General features: G+C 68.4%; 14 protein-coding genes. 10 read left to right on the top strand and 4 right to left on the bottom strand.

The genetic code is table 11. The features are described 5' to 3' along the window. The first annotated feature begins 647 nt into the window (after positions 1-647). From G3I40_RS31685 to G3I40_RS31675, 3 genes are all read left to right on the top strand, one after another. Positions 648-1,328 (top strand): PadR family transcriptional regulator, encoded by a 681-nt coding sequence (locus G3I40_RS31685; protein ID WP_164306053.1) that lies wholly within the window; start codon positions 648-650, stop codon positions 1,326-1,328. A 43-nt stretch (positions 1,329-1,371) separates the two neighbouring features. Continuing rightward, a complete protein-coding gene (locus tag G3I40_RS31680; RefSeq protein WP_164306052.1) occupies positions 1,372-2,454 on the top strand; it encodes an inositol-3-phosphate synthase in 1,083 nt (360 codons plus the stop codon). Positions 2,455-2,570: 116 nt separating this feature from the next. Next, positions 2,571-3,848 carry an MFS transporter gene (locus G3I40_RS31675; protein ID WP_164306051.1) on the top strand — a complete coding sequence of 426 codons (1,278 nt, stop codon included), beginning with the start codon at positions 2,571-2,573 and terminating at the stop codon, positions 3,846-3,848. 113 nt (positions 3,849-3,961) lie between these two features. Here the strand turns inward: G3I40_RS31675 and G3I40_RS31670 are convergent, their stop codons facing one another. Then, positions 3,962-5,434 (bottom strand): CCA tRNA nucleotidyltransferase, encoded by a 1,473-nt coding sequence (locus G3I40_RS31670; RefSeq protein ID WP_164306050.1) that lies wholly within the window; start codon positions 5,432-5,434, stop codon positions 3,962-3,964. A 222-nt stretch (positions 5,435-5,656) separates the two neighbouring features. Here G3I40_RS31670 and G3I40_RS31665 point away from each other — a divergent pair, with 222 nt between their 5' ends. From G3I40_RS31665 to trxA, 7 genes are all read left to right on the top strand, one after another. Then, the gene (locus tag G3I40_RS31665; protein WP_203645122.1) at positions 5,657-7,996 is read left to right on the top strand and encodes a DUF6049 family protein; all 2,340 of its coding nucleotides are present in this window, start codon (positions 5,657-5,659) and stop codon (positions 7,994-7,996) included. Between the two features lie 45 nt (positions 7,997-8,041). Next, entirely contained in the window at positions 8,042-10,288 is a 2,247-nt protein-coding gene (gene murJ / locus G3I40_RS31660; RefSeq protein WP_164306048.1) for a murein biosynthesis integral membrane protein MurJ, read from the top strand. A 120-nt stretch (positions 10,289-10,408) separates the two neighbouring features. Next, entirely contained in the window at positions 10,409-12,136 is a 1,728-nt protein-coding gene (locus tag G3I40_RS31655) for a protein kinase family protein (RefSeq protein WP_164306047.1), read from the top strand. 33 nt (positions 12,137-12,169) lie between these two features. Next, entirely contained in the window at positions 12,170-12,883 is a 714-nt protein-coding gene (gene sigM, locus G3I40_RS31650) for an RNA polymerase sigma factor SigM (protein WP_164306046.1), read from the top strand. Beyond that, positions 12,880-13,797 (top strand): hypothetical protein, encoded by a 918-nt coding sequence (locus G3I40_RS31645; protein ID WP_164306045.1) that lies wholly within the window; start codon positions 12,880-12,882, stop codon positions 13,795-13,797. Before sigM ends, G3I40_RS31645 begins: the two co-directional genes overlap by 4 nt. A 154-nt stretch (positions 13,798-13,951) precedes the next feature. Beyond that, positions 13,952-14,929 carry a thioredoxin-disulfide reductase gene (gene trxB / locus G3I40_RS31640; protein ID WP_164306044.1) on the top strand — a complete coding sequence of 326 codons (978 nt, stop codon included), beginning with the start codon at positions 13,952-13,954 and terminating at the stop codon, positions 14,927-14,929. A gap of 46 nt (positions 14,930-14,975) precedes the next feature. Beyond that, positions 14,976-15,308, top strand: a complete 333-nt coding sequence (trxA, locus tag G3I40_RS31635) for a thioredoxin (RefSeq protein ID WP_164306043.1) — start codon at positions 14,976-14,978, stop codon at positions 15,306-15,308. A 106-nt stretch (positions 15,309-15,414) separates the two neighbouring features. Here the strand turns inward: trxA and G3I40_RS31630 are convergent, their stop codons facing one another. The 3 genes from G3I40_RS31630 to G3I40_RS31620 form a co-directional block, all read right to left on the bottom strand. Further along, positions 15,415-16,032, bottom strand: a complete 618-nt coding sequence (locus G3I40_RS31630) for a GNAT family N-acetyltransferase (protein ID WP_164306042.1) — start codon at positions 16,030-16,032, stop codon at positions 15,415-15,417. 302 nt (positions 16,033-16,334) lie between these two features. Then, positions 16,335-17,441 carry a ParB/RepB/Spo0J family partition protein gene (locus G3I40_RS31625; protein WP_164306041.1) on the bottom strand — a complete coding sequence of 369 codons (1,107 nt, stop codon included), beginning with the start codon at positions 17,439-17,441 and terminating at the stop codon, positions 16,335-16,337. Further along, positions 17,438-18,514: a ParA family protein gene (locus G3I40_RS31620; RefSeq protein WP_164306055.1), complete on the bottom strand. Its 1,077-nt coding sequence runs from the start codon at positions 18,512-18,514 to the stop codon at positions 17,438-17,440. The genes G3I40_RS31625 and G3I40_RS31620 overlap by 4 nt, the downstream gene beginning before the upstream one ends. Positions 18,515-18,574: the final 60 nt, after the last annotated feature.

Here is an 18,574-nt window from a genome sequence, read left to right as displayed (position 1 = left end):
GCCGCCACCGGCTCCGGCGCCGTCAGAGGCCCTTCGCCTGCCTCCACCACTACGTTGGGCGCGACGCGCTTCGGCGCGGCCGCCCCAGGGACGGTCCTCGGCCTCGTTGCCGTGCGAACCCGATGGGCTCGGGGCGCCGTAGGAAGCGGACGGCGTCCCGGTGGCATCACGGGATGCCGCGCGGCGCCCTGAAGGTCCTCCGGACGCTCCGCGACGGGCCGCGGCGCGTCCGCCGCCCTGCGGCTGCGGCGGTTTGCGACGGTGCTCGCTCATCGAACGACTACTCCTCGGGCAGGCGCGGCCTCGCGCGCCTGGAAACGGCGGCTGGTTTCCGGTCCCCCCGAAGTACGGACGCGCCTGTTCCGGCATTCATCCGCACTACATCCGGGACGACGACGCCCCCAGGCGTCACTTGGTTCCCGGTGGTCTGCATGGCGGACAGACTACGCACCGTCAAAACCCTCCGAGGGGCGAAGTTCACCCCAAATCAGGCAAGTTGCTTCCTACGAATCGGTGATGTGACGCCGTTCACCGTGATCCCTCTTGCCGCATCCGTAGGGGCGTTCTATCGTGCTGATGTATCGAGTCGATACATCAGCACGACATAAAGAGTCGATACATGGGCCCGCGACAGCGAGGAGGCGACGATGAGCCGGCGCTCCGGCATCCTTGAGTTCGCCGTACTCGGACTGCTCCGCGAGTCCCCGATGCACGGCTATGAGCTGCGCAAACGACTCAATACGTCGCTGGGGGTCTTCCGCGCCTTCAGCTACGGGACGCTGTACCCGTGCCTCAAGACGCTGGTCGCGAGCGGCTGGTTGATCGAGGAGTCGGCTGCCGGTCCCGCCGACGCCCCTGCAGTTCCACTCGCAGGGCGTCGCGCCAAGATCGTCTATCGGTTGACGGCGGAAGGTAAGGAGCACTTCGAGGAGCTGCTCGCACAGACCGGCCCCGACGCGTACGAGGACGAGACCTTCGCCGCGCGATTCGCCTTCTTCGGGCAGACGTCGCGCGACGTACGGATGCGCGTCCTCGAAGGACGTCGCAGCCGGCTGGAAGAGCGCCTCGAAAAGATGCGCCTCTCCTTCGCCCGCACCCGGGAGCGCCTGGACGACTACACGCTCGAGCTGCAGCGACACGGCATGGAGTCCGTGGAGCGCGAAGTGCGCTGGCTGAACGAGCTCATCGAGAGCGAGCGCGCGGGCCGCGACCAGCGACGGCCGGGCCCGGGGGACGCAGCTCAGCAGGACACATCTGGAGAGACGGGCGGCCTGCCCCGGCACCGGGACAGCACCCGGCCGGATCCGTCCGATGACACCGCCACGTGAAGTCCGCTCAGGGCTTCACCAGTACACACAGGGAGCAACCGGAATGGGTTCGGTTCGCGTAGCCATCGTCGGCGTGGGCAACTGCGCCGCCTCGCTGGTGCAGGGCGTCGAGTTCTACAAGGACGCTGACTCGGAGACCAAGGTCCCCGGCCTCATGCACGTCCAGTTCGGCGACTACCACGTCGGCGACGTCGAGTTCGTCGCCGCGTTCGACGTCGACGCGAAGAAGGTCGGCCTCGACCTCGCGGACGCCATCGGCGCCTCCGAGAACAACACCATCAAGATCTGCGACGTCCCGAACACGGGTGTCCAGGTCCAGCGCGGCACCACGCTCGACGGCCTGGGCAAGTACTACCGCGAGACGATCGAGGAGTCCTCCGAGACCCCCGTCGACGTCGTCCAGATCCTCAAGGACAAGCAGGTCGACGTTCTCGTCTGCTACCTGCCCGTCGGCTCCGAGGACGCGGCGAAGTTCTACGCCCAGTGCGCCATCGACGCCAAGGTCGCGTTCGTCAACGCCCTCCCGGTCTTCATCGCCGGCACCAAGGAGTGGGCGGACAAGTTCACCGAGGCGGGCGTCCCGATCGTCGGCGACGACATCAAGTCGCAGGTCGGCGCGACCATCACGCACCGCGTGATGGCGAAGCTGTTCGAGGACCGCGGTGTCCGTCTTGAGCGCACCATGCAGCTCAACGTCGGCGGCAACATGGACTTCAAGAACATGCTCGAGCGCGACCGCCTCGAGTCGAAGAAGATCTCGAAGACGCAGGCCGTCACCTCGCAGATCCGCGACCGTGAGCTGGGCGACAAGAACGTCCACATCGGCCCGTCCGACTACGTCGCATGGCTCGACGACCGCAAGTGGGCGTACGTCCGCCTCGAGGGTCGCGCCTTCGGTGAGGTCCCGCTGAACCTCGAGTACAAGCTCGAGGTCTGGGACTCCCCGAACTCCGCGGGTGTCATCATCGACGCCGTGCGCGCCGCGAAGATCGCCAAGGACCGCGGCATCGGCGGCCCGATCCTCTCCGCTTCCTCGTACTTCATGAAGTCCCCGCCGGTGCAGTACTTCGACGACGAGGCCTACGAGAACGTCGAGAAGTTCATCAAGGGCGAGGTCGAGCGCTGACCTTCCCTCCGGGACGGTGTTTCACGTGAAACACCGTCCGCCTGAAGGCTGTTGAGGCCCCTGGAACGCACCCTCGGTGCGTCCGGGGGCCTCTCCCGTATGTGAGGCTGTGCCCCATGGCTGTCGTCCGTGACCTGCGCGTCCTGCTGCGCCTGCGCGACTTCCGGCGCCTGCTCACGCTGCGGCTGCTCTCCCAGGGCGCGGACGGTGTGTACCAGATCGCGCTCGCCACCTACGTCGTCTTCTCCCCGGAGAAGCAGACGTCACCGGCCGCGATCGCCTCGGCGATGGCCGTCCTGCTCCTGCCGTACTCCCTCGTGGGCCCCTTCGCGGGCGTTCTGCTCGACCGCTGGCGGCGCCGCCAGGTCTTCCTGTACGGCAACCTCCTCCGCGTGCTGCTGGCCTCCGCCACAGCCGTCCTGATGCTGAGTCACGCGCCGGACTGGCTCTTCTACGCCTCCGCGCTCTGCGTCACCGCGGTCAACCGCTTCGTGCTGTCCGGACTCTCGGCAGCACTGCCGCGCGTGGTCGATGCCGATCGCCTGATGATGGCCAACTCGCTCTCCCCGACGGCAGGGACGCTCGCCGCGACCGTCGGCGGCGGTCTCGCCTTCGCCGTGCGACTGGTCGCCTCGGATTCGGACGCAGCCGTCGTCCTGCTCGGTGCGGCCCTCTATCTCTGCGCCGCGCTCGCCTCTCTCCGCATGGATCCACACCTTCTGGGGCCGGACCGTGAATTGGTGCAGCCGCGTCTGGGAGCCGCGCTGACAGGCACCGCGCGGGACCTCCTGTCCGGCATGCGCCACCTGGCGTCCCGACGGCCCGCCGCCCAGGCCCTCGCCGCGATGACGGTGCTGCGGTTCTGCTACGGCGCACTGCTCGTCATGGTGCTCATGCTGTGCCGCTACGCGTGGTCGTCCACGGAGTCCGAAGGGCTGGCCCTGCTGGGGCTCGCCCTGGGGATCTCGGGAGCAGGCTTCTTCGTGGCGGCCGTGGTGACACCGACCGCCGCGGGACACTTCGGGGCGAGCGGCTGGATCGTCGTCTGCGCGGCTGCCGCCGCCGTCCTGGAACTCGCCCTGGGGTTGCCCTTCGCACCCGCCCCCACGCTCGTGGCCGCCTTCGTCCTCGGGCTGGCCACACAAGGGGCGAAGATCGCCACCGACACGGTCGTCCAGTCCTCGGTGGACGACGGCTTTCGCGGCCGCGTCTTCTCGGTCTACGACGTGCTGTTCAACGTCTCGTTCGTCGGGGCGGCAGGAGTGGCCGCGCTGATGCTGCCGCCGGACGGCCGCTCGGTCCCGCTCGTGGTCCTCGTAGCGGCCCTCTATGGGGCGGTGGCGCTCGTCATGGCCCGGCTCCGGCCTCGCGTGAAAGTGAACGGCACGGCCTGACCCCGCGGCGGGTGTTTCACGTGAAACACCCGCCGACCCTGTCTCCCGTCAGCAATGTCTTGGGGCGCTGTTTCACGTGAAACAGCGCCCCAAGACATTGCTGACGGGTCACCTCAGTCCTGAGAGCGGCCGGCCCACCACTCCTTGAGGGCTGCCACCGCCGCGTCATGCTCCATCGGGCCGTTCTCCAGGCGCAGCTCCAGCAGGAACTTGTACGCCTGCCCGATCGCCGGGCCGGGGCCCACGTCCAGGACCTCCATGATCTGGTTGCCGTCGAGGTCCGGGCGGATCGAGTCCAGCTCTTCCTGTTCCTGAAGCCGCGCGATGCGCTCCTCCAGGCCGTCGTAGGCACGGGACAACGCGCTGGCCTTGCGCTTGTTGCGCGTCGTGCAGTCGGAGCGGGTCAGCTTGTGCAAGCGCTCGAGCAGCGGCCCCGCGTCCCGCACATAACGGCGTACGGCGGAGTCCGTCCATTCGCCGGTGCCATACCCGTGGAAGCGCAGGTGCAATTCGACGAGCCGCGAGATGTCCTTCACGAGCTCATTGGAGTACTTGAGCGCGGTCATGCGCTTCTTCGTCATCTTGGCGCCGACCACCTCGTGGTGGTGGAAGGAGACACGACCGTCCTGCTCGAAGCGTCGCGTGCGCGGCTTGCCGATGTCGTGCAGCAGGGCCGCGAGGCGCAGCGTGAGGTCGGGGCCGTCGGTCTCCAGCGCCATCGCCTGCTCGAGCACGATCAGCGTGTGGTCGTAGACGTCCTTGTGCCGGTGGTGCTCGTCGCGCTCCAGACGCAGGGCCGGCAGCTCGGGCAGGACGTAGTCGGCCAGGCCGGTGTCGACGAGCAGCGTGAGGCCCTTGCGCGGGTGCGCGGAGAGGATCAGCTTGTTCAGCTCGTCCCGGACACGCTCGGCGGAGACGATCTCGATACGGCCGGCCATGGCCTTCATCGCGGAGACGACCTCGGGGGCGACCTCGAAGTCGAGCTGTGCGGCGAAGCGGGCCGCCCGCATCATCCGCAGGGGGTCGTCGGAGAAGGAGTCCTCGGGGGTGCCCGGCGTGCGCAGGAGGTGCGTCGCCAGGTCCTCCAGACCGCCGTGCGGATCGATGAAGTCCTTCTCTGGGAGAGCGACGGCCATCGCGTTCACCGTGAAGTCGCGCCGGACGAGGTCTTCCTCGATGGAATTGCCGTACGACACCTCGGGCTTGCGCGAGGTGCGGTCGTACGCCTCGGAGCGGTACGTGGTGACCTCGACCTGGAAAGTCTGCTCGACGTCACCGACGCGGGCGTTCTTCTGGCAGCCGACGGTGCCGAACGCGATCCCGACCTCCCACACGGAGTCGGCCCAGGGTCGGACGATCTTCAGTACGTCCTCGGGACGGGCGTCCGTGGTGAAGTCCAGGTCATTGCCGAGCCGGCCGAGCAGTGCGTCCCGGACCGAACCGCCGACCAGGGCAAGCGAGAAACCAGCCTCCTGGAATCTCCGGGCGAGGTCGTCTGCGACAGGCGAGACCCGCAGCAGTTCACTGACCGCGCGGCGCTGCACCTGGCTCAGGGCACTGGGGTTGTCTTCATTGGCGTTCGGCACAACAGGACAGGGTACGTGGCCCGGAGCACCCGGACCGAACCGTTTCCCGGGGCCTGCGGCAAGACCGTACGAGCGGCCCCCTACCCTGGCTCCACGATCTTGTGGGGCAGACCGTGGCACTCAGCCACAGTGCTCCTCGTTACCATGCGTGGACACATCTGCGACCACTGACGACGACGAGGGACGGACGAGCGCGTGGCCGAGGCGGCAGACTTCCCAGGGATGACTCCCTCACCTGCCCGCCGTCTGCTGCGGCGCACCGGAGCACTGCTCGCCGCAGCGCCGCTCCTCGCTGCGCTGCCCTTGCTGCCCGCTGCCGCTCCCGCCGCGGCTTCCGCTCCGTCGTCGGCCGCCGCGGACGCGACCGGGACGAGCACCGTCGACATTGCCGTGAACGGCCTCACGCCCCAGGTTCCGTCGGAGCAGGACACGGTCACGGTCCGCGGGAAGATCACCAACAGGGGCAAGCAGACCGTCACCGACGCCCACGTGGGCCTGCGGGTCGGCGTTCCCTACAGCGGGCGCTCGGCCATCGACAACGCCGCGAAGAACTCCTCGGGCGGCGTCCAGGACGGCACCGAGGTCGCCGGCAAGTACGCCAAGAAGTTCGCGAGGCTGGCGCCCGGCGCGACCCAGGACTTCAGCCTGTCGGTTCCGGCCAAGGAACTGCACCTCGGTGCGGACGGCGTCTACCAGATCAGCGTGGCTCTCAAGGGCCAGACCGCCGCGCTTCCGTACCAGCAGACGCTCGGCATCCAGCGGACCTTCCTTCCCTGGCAGCCCGACGGGGCCGACACCAGGACCAGGACCACAGTGCTGTGGCCGCTGATCTCCGACACCCACCTCACCGCCGAGACGGGCGCGGACGAACAGCAGACCCCCGTGTTCGGCGACGACAGCCTGGCCAAGCAGATCGGCCCGGGGGGCCGTCTGCAGCAGATGCTGGAGCTCGGCAGCGACCTCGACGTCACGTGGGTGATCGATCCCGACCTGCTGGCCTCGGTCGACGCGATGACGGGGACGTACAAGATCAAGGGCGCGGACGGAAAGTTCACGTCCGGCAGGGACCAGGCGCTCGCCAAGGAGTGGCTGAGCAACCTGCAGAACGCCGTACAGAGCCAGAAGGTCGTCACGCTGCCCTTCGCCGACCCGGACCTGGCGTCGCTCGCGCACTCGGGCACGAAGGTCACCGGGTCGCTGGGCCACCTCAAGGACGCCACGGATGCCGCTGTGACGACCGTGGACACCATCCTGCACGTGAGGCCGGACACGTCCTACGCGTGGCCCGCCGAGGGCGCGGTGGACCCGGACATCGTCAAGGTCGCGACGTCCGCGGGCGCGGACAAGATCATCGCGCGCAGTGACAGCTTCGGGGAGTCCAGCGCCCTCGCGTACACGCCCTCCGCCGCGCGCCCCATCGGTGGCGGCGCCACCGCCGTGGTCGCCGACGCCCGCCTGTCTACCGCGTTCCAGGGCGACATGGCGCGCGCCGAGAACTCCACCCTCGCCGTCCAGAAGTTCCTCGCCCAGAGCCTGATGCTCAACCTGCAGACGGACAAGCAGCGCAGCGTCGTCGTGGCCCCGCAGCGGATGCCCACCACCGGCCAGGCCCATTCCCTGGCCCAGGCCGTGCGCGCCCTGCAGGGAAGCACCTGGTCGCAGTCCCAGACCCTGCCCGCGGCCGCCACGGCGAAGCCCGACCCGGGCGCGACGACGCACGTCCCGTCCTCCCGGTCCTACCCGGCATCGCTGCGCAAGCAGGAACTGTCGCAGTCGGCATTCCAGCAGATCCAGAACACCCAGAACGCGCTGGAGAACTTCAAGGTCGTCCTCACCGACCGGTCCCGGGTGGTGACCCCGTTCGGTCGCGCGATGGACCGGGAGATGTCCACGTCGTGGCGGAGCAAGAGCGACCCCTCCCACACCTTCCGTGACAGCGTCGGAAAGTACCTCTCCGGCCTCACCGGACAGGTCCAGCTGATCAAGAAGTCCGACGTCCGGCTCTCGGGGCGCAGCGCCACCATCCCGGTGTCCGTGCAGAACAACCTGTGGCAGGACGTCGACCATCTGGTCCTGCGCCTCACGTCGAAGAACGGGACGCGCCTCAAGATCGGTGACGGCGCCTTCGAGGACAAGACGGTGAAGATCGCCAGCGGGCACAGCCAGTCCGTGAAGTTCACCACCACCGCCAAGGCCACCGGACCGGTCACCGTCTACGCCCAGCTGTTCACCGAGGACAACCAGCCCTACAGCAAGCGGATCGCCTTCACGGTGGATGCCACCGAGATCACGCCGACCGTGATGCTCGTCATCGCCGGCGGTGTCCTGCTGCTGGTCCTGGCCGGGTTCCGGATGTACACCCAGCGCAAGCGCGCCGTCGCCGCCCAGCAGGTGAACGACGGGCCGCAGGACGACTCCGCCGAGGCCGCGCAGAGCGAGCCGGAGGAGTCGCAGGCGCCCACCGCGCGGGCAGACGTTCCGCAGCAGCCGAGTGACCCGACGGCTGACACCACTTCGGAAAGCGCGGCCCCGTCGGGCACGGGTGAGAGAGTGGACCGTTGAGCGATGTCGTGGCCGGTGGGCCGGGGACGATGAGGTGGGGTATCCATGAACGCGCCGTACGACGGTGACCGTGGCCAGGGCTCGGGCGGCTCTGCCTCGGGTGATGGCCACCCGTACGCCGGTCCTCACGGGTCCGGCGGGCAGGTTCCGCCGCCTCAGCCCGCACCCGATGCGTATCCGCAGGACGCGTACCTCCAGGACGCCTACAGCCAGGACCCCTACCGCGCGCAGGACCTCGCGGCCCAGGACCCGGTGACGGAGGCGCTGTACGACCGCGCCGCACACCCGCCGCCGCCCCCGGGGACGTACCAGGCGCAGCCCTTGTACGCGCCGCCCCCCACGAACCAGTACCAGCCCGACCCCCGGGTGTGGGCGCAGACGCCCGCACCGGAGCCGGAGGGCCCCACCCAGTACCTGCCGTACGGCGACGACGCCCGCACCACCCAGTTCGTGGGCGTCGACGACCTGGTGACGCAGGCAGCCGACGAGCGCCAGGAGCCGGACGCCTTCGCCCACCTCTTCCGCGACCAGCAGCCCGGGTACACCGGAGGCCGCGCTCCGGTAGCCGGGCCGCCCCTCGACGACGCGACCCAGGTCCTCGGTCAGGTCCCGGTACCGCCGCCTCCGGCTGCCCCCGCCCCGGCGCCCGCTTCCAAGAAGGGCGGCCGCGCCTCCAGCCTCATGAAGTCGAGCGCGGTGATGGCGGCGGGCACGCTCGTCTCCCGCCTCACCGGATTCGTCCGGACGATGGTGATCACCGCGGCGCTGGGCGCCGGACTCCTCGGCGACACCTGGACCGTCGCCTACACGCTGCCGACGATGATCTACATCCTGACCGTCGGCGGCGGTCTGAACTCGGTGTTCGTGCCGCAGCTGGTCCGCGCCATGAAGGAGGACGACGACGGCGGGGAGGCCTACGCCAACCGCCTCCTCACCCTCGTGATGGTCGCGCTGGCCGTGATCGTCACGATCGTCGTGGTCGCGGCACCGGTGCTGATCAACCTGATGTCGGACACGGTCTCCAGCAATGCCGCCGCCGACAGCGTCGGCGTCACCTTCGCCCGCTACTGCCTGCCCACCATCTTCTTCATGGGCGTGCACGTCGTCATGGGCCAGATCCTGAACGCCCGCGGGAAGTTCGGCGCGATGATGTGGACCCCGGTCCTCAACAACATCGTCATGATCTTCACGTTCGGCATGTTCATCTGGGTCTACGGCACCGCGGCCGAGTCCCACATGGGCGTGACGACCATCCCGGCCGACGGCATCCGCCTCCTGGGGATCGGCACCCTGCTCGGCCTGACCGTGCAGGCGCTGGCGATGATCCCGTATCTGCGCGAGACCGGCTTCCGCTTCCGCCTCCGCTTCGACTGGAAGGGCCACGGCCTCGGCAAGGCCGTGAAGCTGGCCAAGTGGACCGTACTGTTCGTGCTCGCCAACCAGGCCGGCGTCATCGTCGTCACCCAGCTCGCCACCGCGGCCGGTGAGGCGTCCCCGGTCAACGGCACCGGCATCATGGGCTACTCCAACGCCCAGCTCATCTGGGGCATGCCGCAGGCCATCATCACCGTCTCCGTCATGGCCGCGATGCTGCCGCGCATCTCGCGCGCAGCCCACGACGGCGACTCGGGTGCCGTCCGCGACGACATCTCCTCGGGCCTGCGCACCTCGGCCGTCGCGATCGTCCCCGTCGCCTTCATGTTCGTGGCGCTCGGCGTGCCGATGTGCACCCTGCTGTTCGGCTCCAGCGGCACCGAGGCCGCCCAGTCCATGGGCTACATCCTCATGGCGTTCGGCCTCGGCCTCATCCCGTTCTCCGTGCAGTACGTGGTGCTACGCGGCTTCTACGCGTACGAGGACACCCGGACGCCCTTCTACAACACGGTCATCGTCGCCGCGGTCAACGCGGCCGCCTCGGCCCTGTGCTACGTGATCCTGCCCGCACGATGGGCGGTCGTCGGCATGGCCTTCTCGTACGGTCTCGCGTACGCGATCGGTGTCGGTGTCGCGTGGCAGCGGCTGCGCAAGCGGCTCGGCGGCGACCTGGACGGCGCGAACGTCGTGCGTACGTACGCCCGGCTCTGCCTCGCTGCCGTACCTGCGACGATCATCGGCGGCGGAATCGGGTACGCGCTGACCAAGAGCCTCGGCCACGGAGCTGCCGGATCGATCGCAGCCCTGGTCGTCGGCGGTGCGGTGCTGCTGGGAATCTTCTACGTGGCCGCCCGCAAGATGCGGATCGAAGAGCTGAATTCGATGGTCGGAATGGTCCGCGGTCGTCTCGGTCGCTGACACGACCGGATTCGCGCACAACCATCGGCGACCACCGCGTGTCGTGCATAGCGCTGGACTGTGGGCACAATTGGCTTTGGCGTCGGAGTGATTGCAACGGATGGGGAGGCAGGAACGACGGTGGCGGAACGGAGCACGGCTGCCGTCGACGTGGCCGACAACGGCGGTGATGAGCCGCTGACCGCCAAGGTGGGCAAGGCGGAGCAGGCCACGGCCGACGGGGCAGTCGATACCGGGGAGCGGGACACCACGGTGCGCGAGGAGACCGCGGACACCGCGGAGACGGGCACACACATGCGCCCCGGCACGTCCTCACCGCCCGAGCTGCACAGCGGTCACAAGCTCGCCAGACGCTATCGACTCGAAGAGTGCGTCACCCGTCTGGACGGTTTCAGCAGCTGGCGTGCAGTGGACGAGAAGCTCCGCCGTGCCGTCGGCGTGCATCTGCTGCCCGCCGACCATCCACGCGCTCGTTCGGTACTGGCCGCCGCCCGCTCGTCGGCGCTGCTCGGCGACCCGCGCTTCGTGCAGGTCCTCGACGCGGTCGAGGAGAACGATCTCGTCTACGTCGTGCACGAGTGGCTTCCCGACGCCACCGAGATGACGGCGCTGCTCGCGGCGAGCTCGCTCGACGCGCACGACGCCTACCAGATGGTCAACCAGGTCGCACACGCCATGGCTGCCGCACACCGCGAAGGCCTCGCCCATCTGCGGCTCACGCCCAGCGCCGTGCTGCGCACCTCCACCGGGCAGTGGCGCATCCGCGGCCTCGCCGTGAACGCGGCGCTGCGCGGCATCACGTCCGACACCCCGCAGCGCACCGACGCCGAAGCGATCGGCGCCCTCCTCTACGCAGCTCTGACGCAGCGCTGGCCGTACGAGGACGACGCGTACGGCCTTTCGGGGCTGCCCAAGGGCGTCGGTCTCATCGCCCCCGACCAGGTGCGGGCCGGCGTCCACCGCGGCCTCGCGGAGCTCGCCATGCGCGCGCTCGCCAACGACGGAGCGACGGCGTCCCGCCAGGAACCGCCGTGCACCACGCCCGAGGACCTGGTGAAGGCCATCGGCGAGATGCCCAAGATCCGCCCGCCGGAGCCGGCGTTCACCGCGCCCGCGGAGTACCAGCGCACCACGTACCAGCAGGGCTCCTACGGCCGCACAGCCGCGCCCGGCGCCACCCAGCCCCTGCCGACACCGCCGCCCCCGCTGCAGAGCCGCACCGGAAAGGTCCTCAAGTGGGCCGTGTCGGCGCTGCTCATCGCCGCTCTGGGTCTCGGCAGCTGGCAGCTCGCGGACGCCCTCATGGAACAGGGAAAGTCCGGCGGCTCCGACGAGACCACGCACACCACCGACGGCGGCGGCAAGAACGACCAGAAGCCCGCCAAGCCGATCAGTATCCAGGACGCCAAGGAGTTCGTCGCCGAGGGGAACGCGCAAGCGCCCCAGGACGTCGCGAAGACGTATGACGACGACAGTTCCTCGTACTGGCGGACCAACTCGTTCTACGACGGCCCGGAGATCGTCATAAAGCCCGGTGTCGGCATCGTCTACGACCTCGGCTCCGCCCGGGACGTGTCGTCCGCGTCAATAAAGCTTCACTACGGTGGTGACCACACCACGGTCTCCCTGTACGCGGCGGACTCCCTCACACCGTCCTCGGTGGACGGTCTGAAGCGAATCGGGGCCAAGACCCAGACCACGAGCGCCTCCGCGGACATCAAGGCCGACGAACCGGTCAAGACGCGCTATGTACTCGTCTGGCTGACTGCACTGCCCCACGCAGGCAAGGATGGGTACAGCGACGCCGGCTACAAGCAGGGCATCACGGACGTGAAGTTCACCGGCTGACGCATCGGAACTCGCAGGGGGAGATGTTCGGCAGTGGACGACGCCTCTGGCGAAGCGAGCGACCAGGACCTCCTGGCCCGTCATGTCGCGGGGGACAAGGACGCCTTCGGTGAGATCGTGCGGCGGCACCGGGACCGGCTCTGGGCCGTGGCCCTGCGGACTCTGGGAGACCGGGAGGAGGCCGCCGACGCGGTGCAGGACGCGCTGGTCTCGGCCTACCGCGCCGCGCACACCTTCCGCGGGCAGTCCGCCGTGACCACCTGGCTGCACCGCATCACGGTGAACGCCTGCCTGGACCGCGCCCGCAAGACAGCCTCCAGGAAGACCGCACCGGTGGACGACACCGAGCGCCTGGAGCAGCTTCTCGAGCCGCACGAGTCGGCCGCCGCTCCCGCGGAACGCAACGACCTCCACCGGGAACTCCTGGAAGCCCTGCGCTCGCTGCCGACCGATCAGCGGGCGGCTCTCGTCCTGGTCGACATGCAGGGATATCCAGTGGCGGAGGCTGCCCGGATCCTGGATGCCCCCATCGGGACCGTGAAAAGCCGCTGCGCCCGAGGCAGAGCCAAACTCCTTCCCCTCCTGACACACCTGCGCACAGAGAGCGGTGGTCAGGAAGGTGGCGAGAACCCGCCCCCCGGAAGGAACCGGACGCAGGGGACATCCGTCCCACCCGCAGCGGGGCCTCGAGACGAGGCAGGACCTAGTGATTCGGCTGCGGTGAAGGGCGGAGGTGGGCGAGCGTGACATCCACGACCGACACGGCGGAGCACCCGGAGGTCACCGAGATCTCCGACCTCGCCGAAGGCCTGCTGCCGACGTCCCGTACGTCCGACGTCCGACGCCACCTCGACAACTGCGCCCTGTGCGCCGACGTGTACGCCTCACTGGAAGAGATCCGCGGCGTGCTCGGCAGCCTGCCGGGGACGCCCCGCATGCCCGAGGACGTCGCCAGTCGGATCGACGCGGCGCTGGCCGCAGAGGCATTCCTGGACAACCTCCCTCCCGCAGCGCAGGCGCACACGGCGAGCGAAGCAGCTGACCCCGTTTCACGTGAAACATCGCGAGCTGACGTTCCTGATCCGGCTCCGCGTCCCGCCGACCGGCCTGCGGGCCACTCCCGCGCCGCCGCTGGGCCGGGACGCAAACCGCGAACCACGAAGCGTCGCCGCACAGGCGCCGCCCTGGGTGCCGTCCTGACAGCGGCCGCGCTCGGCGTCGGGGCACTACTGCTGCAGAACGGCGGCGGTTCTCCCGTAGCCGGTCATACGCCGTCAACCGACACCGCGGACACCTTCGCCGGGAGTCCCCTGAAGGCGAAGGTGTCGGATCTTCTGGGCTCGGGCGGGCTCAGCCCTGCGCCCACCTCTACGGAAGAGCCGTCGTTCGGCACCAAGGAGAGCGGCCCCAAGACGCCCAACGCGCTCCCGAAGCGGGCAGTCTCGGTCCCTGCGTGCATCCAGCTCGGAACCCACCGCAACGAGGACCCCCTCGCGGCCGAGATGGGCACGTACGAAGGCAAAGGCGCCTACCTGGTCGTGCTGCCCCACAGCAGCGATCCGGCTCACCGGGTCACCGCCTTCGTCGTGGATGCCGCTTGTGTGAAACAGGCCACCCCTGTGGGCAAGCTGCTGTACACCCACGACTACGACCGCGGCTGAGAGGTACCCCGAGGGGTACCCGAACGCACTCCCGACCTGCACCCGGACACGTCGGGAATGCATGCCCCGTAGGATCCGTTGGGTGGGGTGAGAGTCACGAGAAGAGGCTCCCCCGGCAGTACGCAGCAGTCCCGCAGAGACGAGGAATCAAGCCGTGAGCGACGTCCGTAACGTGATCATCATCGGCTCCGGGCCCGCCGGCTACACGGCGGCGCTCTACACCGCGCGCGCGTCGCTGAAGCCGCTTGTGTTCGAAGGTGCCGTCACCGCTGGTGGCGCCCTGATGAACACGACCGAGGTGGAGAACTTCCCGGGCTTCCAGGACGGCATCATGGGCCCCGAGCTCATGGACAACATGCGGGGCCAGGCCGAGCGCTTCGGCGCCGAGCTCGTCCCCGACGACGTGGTGTCCGTCGACCTGACCGGTGAGATCAAGACCGTGACGGACACTGCGGGCACCGTGCACCGCGCGAAGGCCGTCATCGTCACCACCGGCTCGCAGCACCGCAAGCTCGGCCTGCCGAACGAGGACGCCCTGTCCGGCCGTGGCGTGTCCTGGTGCGCGACCTGCGACGGGTTCTTCTTCAAGGACCAGGACATCGCCGTGATCGGTGGTGGCGACACCGCGATGGAGGAGGCGACCTTCCTCTCGCGCTTCGCCAAGTCCGTGACGATCGTGCACCGTCGTGACACCCTGCGTGCCTCGAAGGCGATGCAGGAGCGCGCTTACGCCGACCCGAAGATCAAGTTCATCTGGGACAGCGAAGTCGCCGAGATCAAGGGCGACCCGAAGCTCGCCGGTCTGACGCTGCGCAACCTCAAGACAGGCGAGACGTCCGAGCTGCCGGTGACCGGCCTGTTCATCGCCATCGGCCACGACCCGCGGACTGAGCTCTTCAAGGGCCAGCTGGAGCTGGATGGAGAGGGCTACCTGAAGGTCGCCGCCCCGTCCACGCACACGAACCTGACCGGTGTCTTCGGTGCCGGCGACGTCGTGGACCACACCTACCGTCAGGCGATCACGGCAGCCGGCACCGGCTGCTCCGCCGCCCTCGACGCCGAGCGGTTCCTCGCGGCACTCGCCGACGGTGAAGCGGCGGAGCCCGAGAAGACGCCGACCGCCACCGTCTGACCCTGAACTTTCCCTCCCACACCCCCCAAGAAATGAGGAGCCTGCTGTGGCCGGCAACCTGAAGAACGTGACGGACTCTTCCTTCGACGAGGATGTCCTGAAGAGCGACAAGCCTGTCCTGGTCGACTTCTGGGCGGCCTGGTGCGGTCCGTGCCGCCAGATCGCCCCGTCGCTCGAGGCCATTGCCGCCGAGTACGGCGACAAGATCGAGGTCGTCAAGCTGAACATCGACGAGAACCCGGGCATTGCCGCCAAGTACGGTGTCATGTCGATCCCGACCCTGAACGTCTACCAGGGTGGCGAGGTCGCCAAGACCATCGTCGGCGCCAAGCCCAAGGCCGCGATCGTGCGCGACCTCGAAGACTTCATCGCCGAGTAATTCGACGATTCGACGTCTCCGTTTCACGGACTGCAGACGCTGTTTCACGTGAAACACGAACGGGCCAACCCCACCGGGTTGGCCCGTCAGCGTTTTACGGGACCTGTCAGAGAGGCCGCAGGGCAGGTTCCTTCTGCACCGCGCCCAGAAGACGGTCCAGCGCCATCTCGACATCCTCTTTCCACGAGAGCGTCGTCCGGAGCTCCAGCCGCAGCCTCGGGTACGAAGGGTGCGTCCGCACGGTCTTGAACCCGACGGCCAACAGATGGTCGGCGGGCAGCAGACAGGCCGGCTCTTTCCACTGCGCGTCGCCAAAGGCCTCGATCGCCTTGAATCCCCGGCGCAGCAAGTCCTTGGCGACAGTCTGCACAATGACTCGGCCCAGCCCTTGGCTCTGATAGCCGGGCATGATCCACGCCGTCATCAGCTGAACGGCATCAGGGGACACCGGGCTCGTGGGGAACGCGGTGGAGCGGGGCACATACGCCGGGGGTGCGTAGAGCACGAACCCGACCGGCACATCATCGACGTAGACGACACGGCCGCAGGAGCCCCACTCCAACAGGACAGCGGAGATCCACGCCTCTTTTTCCAGTTCGGGCGTGCCCGCTGTTACTGCGGCCTGGCCGCTGACGGGGTCCAGCTCCCAGAAAACACACGAGCGGCAACGCTTGGGGAGGTCCGGAAGGTTGTCCAGCGTGAGCGGTACGAGCCGACGCCCCATGAAGGCAGATCCTCGCTTCCTTCACCCGCAGCAACGCGGGCTGCTGTCAGAGCGCTCCGTTCCCTGAGCAGACTGCCGACGAATCCGCCGACCGCGCCCAGTCCGAGACCTGCGGTCATCAGTCCGGTGCGACTCACCGATCGCATGACCCCCGCCTCCCCGATGAGGTGCTGCCGGGTGGATGCGCTCTTCCCGCTCGCATCGTAACCACGATGCGATTCCATCGATACCGTAAGAAAGCAAAGAGCGGGCCGTGTTCCGGTACACACCGGACACAGCCCGCTTTTCGGTCGCGAGGACCCTCAGCCCTCTGCGTCGCCTTCGCCGTCCTCGGAGAGACCGTTCTGCAGAACCGGCCCCTCGCCAGGAGCCAACGTACCGAGGATGCGCTCCAGATCATCCATCGAAGCGAACTCGACGACGATCTTGCCCTTCTTCTGCCCCAGGTCGACCTTCACCCGCGTCTCGAACCGGTCCGAGAGCCTTCCGGCAAGATCCGTGAGCGCCGGAGCGACTCGCGTGCCGGCCCTCGGGCCCTTCGCTCGCGCCGTGCTCGTGGGCCGCGAGCCCATGAGCGTCACGATCTCCTCGACGGCCCGCACCGAAAGCCCTTCGGCAACAATGCGGTGAGCCAGTCGGTCCTGCTCCTCCGAGTCGTCGACGGAGAGAAGCGCACGGGCGTGGCCCGCAGACAGGACGCCCGCCGCGACTCGCCGCTGCACCGCCGGCGAGAGCTTCAGGAGACGCAGGGTGTTGGACACCTGCGGACGAGACCGGCCGATACGATCCGCCAACTGGTCGTGCGTGCAGTTGAAGTCCTTCAGCAACTGATCGTAGGCAGCCGCCTCTTCCAGCGGGTTCAGCTGCGCACGGTGCAGGTTCTCCAGGAGCGCGTCGAGAAGCAGCTTCTCGTCGTCCGTCGCCCGCACGATGGCCGGGATGCGCTCAAGGCCTCCCTCGCGGCACGCCCTCCAGCGCCGCTCGCCCATGATGAGCTCGTAGCGCGCGGGGCCCACCTGTCGTACGACGACAGGCTGCAGCAGACCGACTTCCTTGATGGACGTGATGAGTTCGGCAAGGGCGTCCTCGTCGAACACATCACGCGGCTGCCGCGGGTTGGGCGTGATGGAATCGAGCGGAAGCTCCGCGAAGTACGCGCCTGCGGGAGCGTCGAACTCCTCCGCCGCACGGCTCGCCGGCTCTTCGGTTTCCCGTGAAACATTGCCCTGCTGCGAGAGCGCTGCCACCTTGGCTGCCGCCACCCCGCGCTCCGCCGTCAGAACCGGCACGGCCGTGGGTGAAGTCGAGACTCCTCCCGCCGAACCTGCCGACGCCGACTTCTCCGGCGTGGGGGCGGCCGGGATCAGCGCGCCGAGCCCACGACCCAGCCCCCTCCGTCGCTCGCTCACTGAATACCCTCCGGCGTGCTCTGCTGGTCAAGTTGAGTGCCCGCGTGGGCATGCTGGGCGTCGTAGCGGATCCCGACCCCGCGCAGCGCCATCTCACGCGCCGCTTCGAAGTACGAGAGTGCACCACTCGACCCCGGATCGTAGGTCAGTACGGTCTGTCCGTAACTCGGCGCCTCCGAGATACGAACCGAGCGAGGAATGCTCGTCCGCAAGACCTCTCCACCGAAGTGGCTACGCACCTCGTCGGCGACCTGGGATGCCAGCCGCGTGCGTCCGTCGTACATCGTCAGAAGGATCGTCGAGACGTGCAGATCGGGGTTGAGGTGCCCGCGCACGAGATCCACGTTCCTCAGAAGCTGGCCGAGCCCTTCCAAGGCGTAGTACTCGCACTGGATCGGGATCAGCACCTCCGCCCCAGCGACAAGCGCGTTGACCGTCAGGAGACCGAGCGACGGCGGGCAGTCGATGAGGATGTAGTCCAGCGGCTGCTCGTAGGCCTGGATCGCTCGCTGCAGCCGGCTCTCTCGGGCCACCAGGGAGACCAACTCGATCTCCGCGCCGGCCAAGTCGATGGTGGCCGGCGCGCAGAAGAGGCCCTCGACGTCAGGGACAGGCTGGACCACTTCCGAGAGCGGCCTGCTGTCCACCAACACGTCATAGATGGACGGCACCTCTGCGTGGTGGTCGATACCCAGGGCAGTGGAGGCGTTGCCCTGTGGATCCAGGTCAACCACCAGCACTCGCGCACCATGCAGCGCGAGTGAGGCAGCCAGATTGACCGTGGTCGTGGTCTTACCGACCCCGCCCTTCTGGTTGGCCACCACCATGACGCGGGTCTGCTCCGGACGCGGCAGGCCTTCGCCTGCGCGTCCCAGAGCTTCCACTGCCAGTTGGGCAGCACGACCGATGGGTGTGTCGTCCATCGGGGGCGGCGTTTCACGTGAAACATCCTCCCCCGCCGATTCGGTACGGGGACCGGGGACCGGATCGGTCATCGGTCCCGCGATGTTGGCGTCGGACCGCAAGGATTCACTCTCCTCGACTTCAGGCTCGCAATGCACAGAGCCTCCCATGCCTTCGGGGTCGAGAACCAGCGAGGCCCGGTCTTCTGTGGATGAATCCCCCTCTGTGGA

Origin of the sequence: Streptomyces sp. SID14478 (genome assembly GCF_010548525.1) — a bacterium.
In the GTDB taxonomy this organism is placed as follows: Bacteria; Actinomycetota; Actinomycetes; order Streptomycetales; family Streptomycetaceae; genus Streptomyces.
Note: the sequence above shows the minus strand (reverse complement) of the source record. Positions and strands in the feature narration are given on the sequence as shown.

Coding starts and splice junctions, on each gene's coding strand:
- G3I40_RS31680 (WP_164306052.1), top strand. CDS start 1,372: ATGGGTTCGGTTCGCGTAGCCATCGTCGGCGTGGGCAACTGCGCCGCC.
- murJ (WP_164306048.1), top strand. CDS start 8,042: ATGAACGCGCCGTACGACGGTGACCGTGGCCAGGGCTCGGGCGGCTCT.
- G3I40_RS31675 (WP_164306051.1), top strand. CDS start 2,571: ATGGCTGTCGTCCGTGACCTGCGCGTCCTGCTGCGCCTGCGCGACTTC.
- G3I40_RS31630 (WP_164306042.1), bottom strand. CDS start 16,032: ATGGGGCGTCGGCTCGTACCGCTCACGCTGGACAACCTTCCGGACCTC.
- G3I40_RS31620 (WP_164306055.1), bottom strand. CDS start 18,514: ATGGGAGGCTCTGTGCATTGCGAGCCTGAAGTCGAGGAGAGTGAATCC.
- G3I40_RS31665 (WP_203645122.1), top strand. CDS start 5,657: ATGACTCCCTCACCTGCCCGCCGTCTGCTGCGGCGCACCGGAGCACTG.
- G3I40_RS31685 (WP_164306053.1), top strand. CDS start 648: ATGAGCCGGCGCTCCGGCATCCTTGAGTTCGCCGTACTCGGACTGCTC.